Source organism: Pseudomonas sp. R1-1 (genome assembly GCF_051132135.1).
Taxonomy (GTDB): Bacteria; Pseudomonadota; Gammaproteobacteria; order Pseudomonadales; family Pseudomonadaceae; genus Aquipseudomonas.
Map to the genome: position 1 here is coordinate 4,104,816 of NZ_CP071663.1, position 11,747 is coordinate 4,116,562.

13 protein-coding genes are annotated in these 11,747 nt (G+C 58.1%); 12 read left to right on the forward strand and 1 reads right to left on the reverse strand.

Features of this window, described 5'->3' with window-relative positions:
• Nucleotides 1-57 precede the first annotated feature (57 nt).
• The 10 genes from ccoN (J3P75_RS18270) to J3P75_RS18315 all read left to right on the forward strand — a co-directional run bounded on the left by ccoN (J3P75_RS18270) (nucleotide 58) and on the right by J3P75_RS18315 (nucleotide 8,156).
• Nucleotides 58-1,482, forward strand: coding sequence for a cytochrome-c oxidase, cbb3-type subunit I (gene ccoN / locus J3P75_RS18270; RefSeq protein ID WP_434707715.1), 1,425 nt, complete (start codon nucleotides 58-60; stop codon nucleotides 1,480-1,482).
• A gap of 10 nt (nucleotides 1,483-1,492) precedes the next feature.
• Complete coding sequence (gene ccoO / locus J3P75_RS18275; protein WP_090282591.1) at nucleotides 1,493-2,101, forward strand: cytochrome-c oxidase, cbb3-type subunit II; 609 nt, start codon at nucleotides 1,493-1,495, stop codon at nucleotides 2,099-2,101.
• Nucleotides 2,102-2,104: 3 nt separating this feature from the next.
• On the forward strand, nucleotides 2,105-2,302 hold the full coding sequence (locus J3P75_RS18280) for a cbb3-type cytochrome oxidase subunit 3 (protein ID WP_258449852.1): 198 nt from the start codon (nucleotides 2,105-2,107) through the stop codon (nucleotides 2,300-2,302).
• Nucleotides 2,299-3,252 (forward strand): cytochrome-c oxidase, cbb3-type subunit III, encoded by a 954-nt coding sequence (gene ccoP, locus J3P75_RS18285; RefSeq protein WP_434707716.1) that lies wholly within the window; start codon nucleotides 2,299-2,301, stop codon nucleotides 3,250-3,252. Before J3P75_RS18280 ends, ccoP (J3P75_RS18285) begins: the two co-directional genes overlap by 4 nt.
• A 480-nt stretch (nucleotides 3,253-3,732) precedes the next feature.
• Nucleotides 3,733-5,175, forward strand: a complete 1,443-nt coding sequence (gene ccoN / locus J3P75_RS18290) for a cytochrome-c oxidase, cbb3-type subunit I (RefSeq protein WP_039763035.1) — start codon at nucleotides 3,733-3,735, stop codon at nucleotides 5,173-5,175.
• Nucleotides 5,175-5,783 carry a cytochrome-c oxidase, cbb3-type subunit II gene (gene ccoO, locus J3P75_RS18295; RefSeq protein ID WP_434707717.1) on the forward strand — a complete coding sequence of 203 codons (609 nt, stop codon included), beginning with the start codon at nucleotides 5,175-5,177 and terminating at the stop codon, nucleotides 5,781-5,783. Before ccoN (J3P75_RS18290) ends, ccoO (J3P75_RS18295) begins: the two co-directional genes overlap by 1 nt.
• Before the next feature lie 5 nt (nucleotides 5,784-5,788).
• Nucleotides 5,789-5,974, forward strand: a complete 186-nt coding sequence (locus J3P75_RS18300) for a CcoQ/FixQ family Cbb3-type cytochrome c oxidase assembly chaperone (protein ID WP_003183474.1) — start codon at nucleotides 5,789-5,791, stop codon at nucleotides 5,972-5,974.
• Nucleotides 5,971-6,954 (forward strand): cytochrome-c oxidase, cbb3-type subunit III, encoded by a 984-nt coding sequence (ccoP, locus tag J3P75_RS18305; RefSeq protein ID WP_101157381.1) that lies wholly within the window; start codon nucleotides 5,971-5,973, stop codon nucleotides 6,952-6,954. The genes J3P75_RS18300 and ccoP (J3P75_RS18305) overlap by 4 nt, the downstream gene beginning before the upstream one ends.
• Before the next feature lie 528 nt (nucleotides 6,955-7,482).
• On the forward strand, nucleotides 7,483-7,737 hold the full coding sequence (locus tag J3P75_RS18310; protein WP_434711337.1) for a type II toxin-antitoxin system Phd/YefM family antitoxin: 255 nt from the start codon (nucleotides 7,483-7,485) through the stop codon (nucleotides 7,735-7,737).
• Nucleotides 7,737-8,156 carry a type II toxin-antitoxin system VapC family toxin gene (locus tag J3P75_RS18315; protein WP_434707718.1) on the forward strand — a complete coding sequence of 140 codons (420 nt, stop codon included), beginning with the start codon at nucleotides 7,737-7,739 and terminating at the stop codon, nucleotides 8,154-8,156. The genes J3P75_RS18310 and J3P75_RS18315 overlap by 1 nt, the downstream gene beginning before the upstream one ends.
• Before the next feature lie 38 nt (nucleotides 8,157-8,194).
• Here the strand turns inward: J3P75_RS18315 and J3P75_RS18320 are convergent, their stop codons facing one another.
• Nucleotides 8,195-9,199 carry a metallophosphoesterase family protein gene (locus J3P75_RS18320; protein WP_434707719.1) on the reverse strand — a complete coding sequence of 335 codons (1,005 nt, stop codon included), beginning with the start codon at nucleotides 9,197-9,199 and terminating at the stop codon, nucleotides 8,195-8,197.
• A gap of 519 nt (nucleotides 9,200-9,718) precedes the next feature.
• Here J3P75_RS18320 and ccoG point away from each other — a divergent pair.
• Entirely contained in the window at nucleotides 9,719-11,134 is a 1,416-nt protein-coding gene (gene ccoG, locus J3P75_RS18325) for a cytochrome c oxidase accessory protein CcoG (RefSeq protein ID WP_434707720.1), read from the forward strand.
• Between the two features lie 11 nt (nucleotides 11,135-11,145).
• A complete protein-coding gene (locus tag J3P75_RS18330) occupies nucleotides 11,146-11,685 on the forward strand; it encodes a FixH family protein (RefSeq protein ID WP_434707721.1) in 540 nt (179 codons plus the stop codon).
• Nucleotides 11,686-11,747: the final 62 nt, after the last annotated feature.

Here is an 11,747-nt window from a genome sequence, read left to right on the forward strand (position 1 = left end):
CGAAGGATTCGCGCAGTTTGCGCGCGCTCACTTCGGCTGAACCGTGGATGGGGAACCATGAACACTTCTATCAGTACCGCCTACAACTACAAGGTGGTCCGCCAATTCGCCATTATGACGGTGGTGTGGGGCATCGTCGGCATGGGCCTCGGGGTTTTTCTCGCGGCGCAATTGGTCTGGCCGCAACTCAACTTCGATTTGCCCTGGACCAGTTTCGGTCGCCTGCGCCCGCTGCACACCAACGCGGTGATCTTCGCTTTCGGTGGCTGTGCATTGTTCGCCAGTTCGTTCTACTCGGTGCAACGCACCTGTCAGACGCAACTGTTTGCACCGAAAATCGCCGCGTTCTGCTTCTGGGGCTGGCAACTGGTGATCCTGCTGGCGGCGATCAGCCTGCCGCTGGGTTACACCAGTTCCAAGGAATACGCCGAGCTGGAATGGCCGATTGACATCTTGATCACCATCGTCTGGGTCGCCTACGCCATCGTGTTCTTCGGCACGATCATGCAGCGCAAGACCAGGCACATTTATGTCGGCAACTGGTTCTTCGGCGCATTCATCATCACCGTGGCGATTCTGCACATCGTCAACAACCTTGAATTGCCGGTGAGTTTCACCAAGTCCTACTCGCTGTACGCCGGCGCGACCGACGCCATGGTGCAGTGGTGGTACGGCCACAACGCCGTGGGCTTTTTCCTCACCGCCGGCTTCCTCGGCATGATGTATTACTTCGTGCCGAAGCAAGCCGAGCGTCCGGTGTATTCGTATCGCCTGTCGATCGTGCACTTCTGGGCATTGATCACTCTGTACATCTGGGCCGGCCCGCACCACTTGCACTACACCGCGCTGCCTGACTGGGCGCAGTCGCTGGGCATGGTGATGTCGCTGATTCTGCTGGCACCGAGCTGGGGCGGCATGATCAACGGCATGATGACCCTCTCGGGCGCCTGGCATAAATTGCGCAGCGACCCGATCCTGCGTTTCCTCGTGGTGTCGCTGGCGTTCTACGGCATGTCGACCTTCGAAGGGCCAATGATGGCGATCAAGACTGTCAACGCCCTCTCCCACTACACCGACTGGACCATCGGCCACGTTCACGCCGGCGCCCTCGGCTGGGTGGCGATGATTTCCATCGGCGCGCTGTACCACATGATCCCGAAAATCTTCGGCAAAGCGCAGATGCACAGCATCGGTCTGATCAACGCGCACTTCTGGCTCGCGACCATCGGCACCGTGCTGTACATCGCTTCGATGTGGGTCAACGGCATCGCCCAAGGCCTGATGTGGCGTGCGGTGAACGAGGACGGCACGCTGACTTACTCCTTCGTCGAAACCCTGGTGGCCAGCCATCCGGGCTTTGTCGTGCGGCTGATTGGCGGGGCGATTTTCCTGAGCGGCATGTTGCTGATGGCTTACAACACCTGGCGCACCGTGCGGGCCTCGCAGCCTGCCGACGTCGTCGCTGCCGCGCAGATGGCCTGAGGAGTCCGCCATGAAACACGAAACGATTGAAAAGAACGTCGGCCTGTTGATGCTGCTGATGGTGTTCGCCGTAAGCATCGGTGGCCTGACCCAGATCGTCCCGCTGTTCTTCCAGGACGTCACCAACAAACCGGTGGAAGGCATGAAGCCCTACACCGCGCTGCAACTGGAAGGGCGCGACATCTATATCCGCGAAGGCTGCGTCGGCTGCCACTCGCAGATGATCCGCCCGTTCCGCGCCGAAACCGAACGCTATGGGCACTACTCGGTGGCCGGTGAAAGCGTCTGGGACCACCCGTTCCTGTGGGGCTCCAAACGTACCGGTCCGGACCTGGCGCGGGTCGGCGCGCGCTACTCGGATGACTGGCACCGCGCGCACTTGTACAACCCGCGCAACGTCGTACCGGAATCGAAGATGCCGGCTTATCCGTGGCTGGTCACCCAAGCGGTCGACAGCAGCCACACCGAGACCAAGCTGAAAACCATGCGCACCCTCGGCGTGCCGTACACCGACGACGACATCAGCGGCGCGGTCGCCAGCCTCAAGGGCAAAACCGAAATGGACGCCCTCGTCGCCTACCTGCAAGTGCTCGGCACTGCGATCAAGAGCAAGAGGTGAGCCATGGTCATTGAAATGAGCACTGGCCTGATACGCGGCCTCGGCACGGTCGTGGTGTTCGTCGCCTTCGTTGGCCTGACTTTGTGGGTGTTCAACCGCAAGCGCACGCCGGAGTTTGCCGAAGCACGCTTGCTGCCGTTCGCCGACGAACCACTACCCGAAACACCTTCAGCCCCTGAAACAAGGAGTACCCGGCCATGACCACCTTCTGGAGTACGTGGATCTGCGTGCTGACCATTGGCAGCCTGATCGGCCTGACCTGGCTGCTGATCGGCACCCGCCGGGGCGAGACCAAAGGCAGCGTCGACCAGACCATGGGCCACAGCTTCGACGGCATCGAGGAGTACGACAACCCGCTGCCGCAGTGGTGGTTCATGCTGTTCGCCGGCACGCTGGTGTTTGCTGTGGGCTATCTGATTCTGTATCCGGGCCTGGGTAACTGGAAAGGCATCCTGCCCGGTTACGAGGATGGCTGGACCGGTGTGCATGAATGGGAAAAGGAAATGAACAAGGCCGACGCCCGCTTCGGGCCGATCTTCGCCAGGTTCGCGGCGATGCCGCTGGAAGAAGTGGCCAAGGACCCGCAGGCGCTGAAAATGGGCGGCCGTCTGTTTGCCTCCAACTGCTCGGTGTGCCACGGCTCGGATGCCAAGGGCGCGTTCGGCTTCCCTAACCTCGCCGACAGCGACTGGCGCTGGGGCGGCGACGCCGAAACCATCAAGACCACCATCATGGGTGGGCGGATGGCGGCGATGCCGGCCTGGGGCGAACTGCTCGGTGAGGCCGGAGTGAAAAACGTTGCCGCCTATGTGCGCCACGAACTGGCCGGCCTGCCGCTACCCGCCGACAACAAGGCGGATCTGCAGGCCGGGCAGCAGGCGTTCAGCACCACTTGCGTCGCCTGTCATGGCGCCACCGGCCAAGGTACTGCGGCGATGGGCGCGCCGAACCTGACCCATCCGGCCGGCTTCATTTACGGCACCAGCCTGACGCAATTGGAGCAGACCATTCGCCACGGTCGCCAAGGACACATGCCAGCGCAGAACGAGTTGCTGGGCAACGACAAAGTGCAGTTGCTTGCCGCTTATGTGTACAGCCTTAGCCACAGATTGAATACAACTCAACTTGCAACTGAAGACAAAATTAAATAACTCTTGCGTACACAACCGCCGCGACTTTTCCGTCGCGGCAGTTTCCTTCCCCCTTGCGACGCATTGTCGCACCCCTTCCCGCCTCACCTTTCGGTTCGCCTGATTCGGGTCTACGCTTGTTCGAAAGCAGACCGGCGCGTGACGGTTTCAACTGCCCACCGAGCGATGCGTCCGATGAAGCGGCTTGTGGATTTGCCGCAAAGGCAGGCAGTTAACGGCTGTTACGCCGATTGCCTTCCGAAACCCGATCAGACCTTTGAGCAGGCATCGTTGACGGCGATGCGGACCCAGCATTTTTTTCACTCACCGCGACATTTTGTCAGAGGCCATTTTTGACCTTACGCGGCACATGGAAAGGCCGCAGAATCAGCGTTGGAAAGCATTGACCGAGGTCATGGCGCGTTGCAATGCCCCCCTGCTTTATACATACTTGCGGCCGATTTTATCCCTATAAAAATACCCAAACCGTGGAACCTTAGAATGAGCACAGCAATCAGTCCGACTGCTTATAACTATAAGGTAGTCCGCCAGTTCGCCATCATGACGGTGGTCTGGGGGATCCTTGGCATGGGGCTCGGTGTCTTCATCGCCTCGCAACTGGTCTGGCCGGAACTGAACTTCGGTCTGCCGTGGACGAGCTTTGGACGCTTGCGCCCGTTGCACACAAACCTGGTGATTTTTGCCTTCGGTGGTTGTGCACTGTTCGCCACTTCCTACTATGTCGTGCAGCGAACCTGCCAGACGCGACTGATTTCCGACAGCCTCGCGGCCTTCACCTTCTGGGGTTGGCAAGCGGTGATCGTCGGCGCCATCGTTACCTTGCCGCTGGGTTACACCACCACCAAGGAATACGCCGAGCTGGAATGGCCGATCGCGATTCTGCTGGCGATTGTCTGGGTCACCTACGGTCTGGTGTTCTTCGGCACCATCACCAAGCGCAAGACCAAGCATATCTATGTCGGTAACTGGTTCTACGGCGCGTTCATTGTCGTGACCGCGATGCTGCACATCGTCAACCACATGTCGCTGCCGGTCAGCCTGTTCAAGTCGTACTCGGCCTACTCTGGCGCGACCGATGCAATGATCCAGTGGTGGTACGGGCACAACGCGGTGGGCTTCTTCCTCACCACCGGTTTCCTCGGGATGATGTACTACTTCGTGCCGAAACAGGCCGAACGCCCGATCTATTCCTATCGTCTGTCGATCGTGCACTTCTGGGCGTTGATCACCCTGTACATCTGGGCCGGCCCGCACCACCTGCACTACACCGCCCTGCCGGACTGGGCGCAGTCGCTGGGCATGGCGATGTCGATCATTCTCCTGGCGCCAAGCTGGGGCGGCATGATCAACGGCATGATGACCCTCTCGGGCGCCTGGCATAAGTTGCGCACCGACCCGATCCTGCGCTTCCTCGTGGTATCGCTGGCGTTCTACGGCATGTCGACCTTCGAAGGCCCGATGATGGCGATCAAGACCGTCAACTCGCTGTCGCACTACACCGACTGGACCATCGGCCACGTACACGCCGGCGCTCTCGGCTGGGTCGCCATGATTTCGATCGGCGCGATCTATCACATGATTCCAAAACTGTTTGGCCGTGCGCAGATGCACAGCACCGGCCTGATCAACGCGCACTTCTGGCTCGCCACCATTGGCACCGTGCTGTACATCGCTTCGATGTGGGTCAACGGCATCACCCAGGGCCTGATGTGGCGTGCAATCAACGATGACGGCACCCTCACCTACTCGTTCGTCGAAGCGCTGCAGGCCAGCCACCCGGGCTTCATCGTCCGTGCGCTGGGCGGGGCGTTCTTTGCCAGCGGCATGCTGCTGATGGCTTACAACGTGTACCGCACCGTACGCGCGTCGGATCCGGTTGAAGCCGAAGCCGCCGCCAAGATTGCCGTCGTTGGAGCTCACTGATGAAGCATGAAGCTGTCGAGAAGAATATTGGCCTGCTGGCCTTCTTCATGGTTATCGCCGTCAGCGTCGGTGGCCTGACCCAGATCGTTCCGCTGTTCTTCCAGGACGTCACCAACAAGCCGGTCGAGGGCATGAAACCACGCTCGGCCCTGGAGCTGGAAGGCCGCGACGTCTACATCGCCAACGGTTGTGTCGGCTGCCACTCGCAGATGATCCGTCCGTTCCGCGCTGAAACCGAACGCTATGGCCACTACTCGGTTGCCGGTGAAAGCGTCTGGGACCACCCGTTCCTGTGGGGTTCCAAACGTACCGGCCCGGATCTGGCCCGAGTCGGCGGTCGTTACTCCGATGACTGGCAACGTGCGCACTTGTACAACCCGCGCAACGTGGTGCCCGAGTCGAAAATGCCGGCGTACCCCTTCCTCGTGGAGAACAAGCTCGACGGCAAGGAAACCGCGAAGAAAATGCAAGTGTTGCGCACCCTCGGCGTCCCTTACACCGACGAAGACATCGCCGGCGCACAGGATGCGGTGAAGGGCAAAACCGAAATGGACGCGCTGGTGGCCTATCTGCAAGGCCTGGGCACCATCATCAAAAGCAAACGGTGAATCTGATGGATATCGGGATGATTCGCGGCCTGGGCACCGTTGTCGTGATGGTGGCCTTCATCGGTCTGGCGTTGTGGGTGTTCAGCCCCAAGCGCAAGTCGGAGTTTGACGACGCGACCTTGTTGCCTTTTGCGGATGATCCAGAAGCCATCAAGCACGTCGAGCAAGCTTCTAGGAGTAACAAAGAATGACTACATTCTGGAGTCTGTACGTCACAGTCCTCAGTCTCGGTACGATCTTCGCCCTGACCTGGCTGTTGCTGTCGACCCGCAAGGGCCAGCGCAGCGAACAGACGGACGAGACGGTCGGCCACTCCTTCGACGGGATCGAGGAGTACGACAACCCGCTGCCGAAATGGTGGTTCATGCTGTTCGTTGGCACGATCATTTTCGCCTTGGGTTATCTGGTGCTGTATCCGGGTCTGGGCAACTGGAAAGGCCTGTTGCCGGGTTACAACTATCTGGATAACGAAAAGCAGACTGCGTTCGCCAACGGCCAGACCGGCTGGACCGGCGTCCACGAGTGGGAAAAGGAAATGGCCCGTTCGGACGCACGCTTCGGGCCGATTTTCGCCAAGTTCGCGGCGATGCCGATCGAAGAAGTCGCCAAGGATCCGCAAGCACTGAAAATGGGCGGCCGACTGTTCGCCTCCAACTGCTCGGTGTGCCACGGTTCCGACGCCAAGGGTGCCTACGGATTCCCTAACCTGACCGACGCCGACTGGCGCTGGGGCGGCGAACCAGAGACCATCAAGACCACCATCATGGGCGGTCGCCACGCGGTGATGCCGGCGTGGGCGGAAGTGATCGGCGAGCAAGGCGTGGCCGACGTGGCAGCGTTTGTCGTGACCAACCTCGACGGGCGCAAACTGCCGGAAGGCACCAAGGCCGATCCGGCCAACGGGCAGAAACTGTTCGCGGCCAACTGCGTGGCCTGCCACGGCCCGGCCGGCAAAGGTACCCCGGCCATGGGCGCGCCTGACCTGACCCATCCGGGCGCATTCATCTACGGCTCAAGCTTCGCGCAACTGCAGCAGACCATCCGTTACGGCCGCCAGGGCCAGATGCCGGCGCAGGAGCAACTGCAAGGCAACGACAAGGTGCACCTGCTCGCGGCGTATGTCTACAGCCTGTCCCACGGTGAAAAAGCACCGGAGGCGAACGCCGAATAAGGCCGACGCTTGATACAAAAAAGGCCCCGTCAGTTTCGATTGACGGGGCCTTTTTCATGCTGGCATTCACGCTTTGAGACATTTGGTTGATGGACCGCTGCAGCGCTGGCCTGTAGGTTTTTTTCACTGCGATGAGCCACATCGTGGAGAACCTTCAAGGATGAAGCCAGATGTCGAAGACAGACGAACCTACGCTGCAAACGCAACCACAACCCCACCCTGATGATCAGCCAATAGCCGCAACGCCGTTGGTACAACCCGAACACTCAACATCGCAAAATACCCTTAGCAGCCCCGGTAACGGTGGCGGTCTGGACGGCCTCGGCGGCGGCAGATTGCCCTGACAGGCCAGCCAGTCGCACAGAATACTCTCCTACACTTAGCAACCCTCCCCTTGACGAGGGGTGGGCTTTCGCCGGTGCCTATATGACAGCGATAAACCGATCGTCCGCAAAACAGGTTTTCGATTGCTGGGGAAAACCCAAAGTAGTAACGTTTCTACCTAATATCTTCTGGAGGCCGAACATGATGGCCATCACTACCATTTCCAGCCGCGAATTCAATCAGGACACCAGTGCTGCCAAAAAAGCTGCGCACCAAGGCCCCGTCATCATTACCGACCGGGGCAAGCCTGCCCATGTACTGCTGAGCATCGAGGAGTACCATAAACTGACCGGTAGCCAGACCAGCATCGTCGAGCTTCTGGCGATGCCGAGTTCGCCCGAAATCGAGTTCGAACCTGAACGCGCCGTTATCACTCCTCGTAGCGTGGACCTTTCTTGATGTTCCTACTGGATACCAATGTCGTTTCAGAGTTGCGAAAAACCCAAGCCGACCGGCATGTAGTGACATGGGCAAACAGCATCCCCCCGGCAAGTCTGTATATATCGGCAATCACGGTGCTGGAACTGGAAACCGGCGTCCTGCGTATCGAACGTCGCGACCTTTCACAAGGGCATCTGTTGCGCAACTGGCTGGAGCATCACGTCAAGCCAGCGTTCTCTGGAAGAATCCTGCCGGTCGATACCATCGTCGCCACCCGGTGTGCACGATTGCATGTACCTGACCGCAGCAGCGAATGCGACGCCTTGATCGCCGCCACCGCGCTTGTGCACGGGCTTACGCTGGTGACTCGCAACATATCGGACTTTCAACTCAGCGGCGCCCCTCTGATCAACCCGTGGATAGCCGCCAATAACTGATACATGAATACCCCGCCAAGTCACTGGCGGGATTCTTTTCATGGGCGTTGGGCAAAGATCGAATGCACCGCAACGGTGTCGATCAGCGTCCGGTCGCGCCACTGGTTGTTCTTCACCAGATAGATTTCCAGTTGCTTGCGGTCCTCGGTGAAGCTGGCGGTCAGATAGGTCTGCTGAGAGGTACTGCCACTCAAATACATTGGCACGCTTCCCTTCCAGTAAGCGTCCCCCCCGTCCCTATGTAAATGGCCGGCAAAAATAGCCGTCACCTGATATTTGCTGATCATGTCCAGGAAGCGCTTGTTCTGCTCCGGGGAAACTTTATCGCCGAACGGTTTATGCATATTGATGATGATTGCGTAGCCCTGGACCCGAGCAATTCTGAGATCGGTTTCCAGCCAGTCCAGCGCGTCATTGATTTGAAAGGTTGTCGGGTTCAGCGGGTGAGCAATTCGGGTCGTATAAGACGGATCGTTATTGAGCTGAACCATATGAACTTCACCAATATTCTTCGAGTAAGCGAGGCTGCCTGAATAGGTCTTGCTCAAGAATCCACTGGTGATTTGCAAATCAAAGCTGTCGACCCGACCTTCATGATGCTCTTTGAACTCGACGATACTTCCAGCCGCACAACTATTGGTAAAACAATCGTCAACATTATTTTCATAGTCATGATTACCCAAACCGTACAAGTACTCACCCTTGAAGTGTTTGTTCAACATCTCTTTCATGAACGACCGCTGCCAGCCATGACCAAAGGCGGTTATATCGCCGTTGATCATCAAAGGAACCTGCTCTAGAGAGCCGTGCTGATTTCGGAAATCGGCGATGCTCGCCAACTGCGTTTCCACCAGCCACTTGGAGCGGGCCTCGAATTCGGAATCAGCTTCGAAGTCCCCGCGATCCGTCTTGTCTGTCCATGGGTATTGCGTATCCGATGCAAAAACCATGTGTTTGGGTGTTCCCGTTATGGCCTGAGCCGAGGCAACCGATGCCAGTAAACACAGACCCAGCACGGCGCTTGCAAACTTATTGAAAGGCATACATTAAACTCCATTTAAATTATCCAACAGGCGAACCACTTCGCCTCCAACAAAACTTATTCGAAAACATCCAAAAGTACAAAGTACTCATCAATAACAATCAAGTAGTTATATTTCAGACACACAAACCAACAAGTACCAGAACACTTGTTTCATACAGGATCGACATTGACTCGGCACAACGAACAACAAACTTTTCAATCAAACATAACGTTTCGTGCCTAATGAAACGTGCAGATGCCCTCAGGCCGGTTTCAAGGCACGCGGCGGCGGGCCGATCGAGGCCTGGAATACTCAACTAGCTGCGAGGCAAAAACCGTCCATACTCAACGAGTCAATTGACCTGCGTCATGCTTTGCTGCATTCGCTACACCATTCAGGTTTTTTCCCCAACGCGACCAAAGGTCGCACCCTTGAGCCAGAGCGACAGGCGTATCATCGCGCCACTGCAACAGCCCTTTTTGACCTTGGTTGGCACGTATCGACCGGGGCATTTTTCCACTGCCGTGGGATGCAATGATGAGCAACCAGATTCCGGTACACGACGTCACACCACCGAGCAAAAACCCGAACAACAGCGTCGACCTTTATGCTTCACGCGAAAAAATCTACACCCGCGCCTTCACCGGCCTGTTCCGCAATCTGCGGATGCTCGGCGGTGCAGCGCTGTTCCTGTTGTATTTCGGCACGGTGTGGCTGAACTGGGGTGGTCATCAAGCCGTTTGGTGGAACCTGCCAGAGCGCAAGTTCTTCATTTTTGGCGCGACGTTCTGGCCGCAGGATTTCATTCTGCTGTCGGGCCTGTTGATCATTGCGGCGTTCGGTCTGTTCTTCATCACCGTGTATGCCGGGCGGGTCTGGTGCGGTTACACCTGTCCGCAAAGCGTGTGGACGTGGATTTTCATGTGGTGTGAAAAGGTCACCGAAGGCGACCGCAACCAGCGGATCAAACTCGACAAGGCGCCGATGAGCGCCAACAAGTTTTTGCGCAAAGCGGCCAAACACGCACTGTGGTTGCTGATCGGTTTTGTCACCGGCATGACCTTTGTCGGCTACTTCTCGCCGGTCCGCGAACTGGTCATTGAGTTCTTTACCGGCCAGGCCGATGGCTGGTCGTATTTCTGGGTCGGTTTCTTCACCCTCGCCACTTACGGCAACGCGGGTTGGTTGCGTGAGCAGGTGTGCATCTACATGTGCCCGTATGCGCGCTTTCAGAGTGTGATGTTCGACAAGGACACGCTGATCGTTTCCTATGACCCGCGCCGCGGCGAAAGCCGTGGCCCGCGCAAGAAAGGCATCGACTACAAGGCGCTGGGCCTGGGCGACTGCATCGACTGCACGATGTGCGTGCAGGTCTGCCCGACCGGCATCGACATTCGCGACGGCCTGCAAATCGAGTGCATCGGCTGCGCCGCGTGCATCGATGCCTGCGACAGCATCATGGACAAAATGGATTACCCGCGCGGCCTGATCAGCTACACCACCGAACACAACCTGTCCGGGCAGAAAACCCATAAACTGCGGCCACGTCTGATCGGGTATGCCGTGGTGTTGCTGGCGATGATCAGTTTGCTGGTCACGGCCTTCTTCATGCGTTCGCTGGTCGGTTTCGACGTCAGCAAGGACCGTGTGCTGTACCGCGAAAACGCCGAAGGCCGGATCGAAAACGTCTATAGCCTGAAGATCATGAACAAGGATCAGCGCGATCACACCTACGTGCTCGAAGCCGCCGGCCTGCCCGACCTGCGCCTGCAAGGCAAGCGCGAAATCAAGGTGGCGGCCGGCGATATCGTCAGCATGCCGGTCGAGCTGTCGAGCGCACCGGAAGAACTGCCATCGAGCACTAACGAGGTGAAATTCATCCTCAAGGATGCCGATGACGAAAGCGTCCGCATTGAAGCCAAGAGCCGATTCATCGGCCCCCAAATTCGTTGAGAGAACTGCATATGTCTGCCGCAAACGCTGCAAGTCCCTGGTACAAGCACCTCTGGCCGTGGATCATCATCGGCATTCTGGCCTGCTCTGTGGCGCTGACCTTGTCGATGGTGACGATTGCGGTGAACAACCCGGACAACCTGGTCAACGACAACTATTACGAGGCTGGCAAAGGCATCAACCGTTCGCTGGACCGTGAACTGCTGGCGCAAACCCTGAAAATGCGCGCGGCGGTGCATCTGGACGATGTCACCGGCGAAGTCGACTTGCGCTTGAGTGGTGACAGTCAGCCGAACACGCTGGAGCTGAACCTGATTTCACCGACGCAGCCGGAGAAGGATCGCAAGATTGTTCTGGCTCGCAGCGAGAGCGAGACCGGGCGTTACATCGGTCAGTTGAATGACAAGGTTGAAGGTCGGCGGTTTGTCGAATTGCTGGGCAGTCAGGAAGAGCATGTGTGGCGCATGTTCGAGGAAGAACTGGTCAGCCATGACAAGGAACTTCTGCTGGGCGATGAGCCGTTGCAGGGTGCGGAAGATCTGAAAAAGTGAGTCAAGGTCAAAAGCCCCTCGCCCTAACCCTCCCGAAACGTCGGACCGCCCGGAGGGAGAGG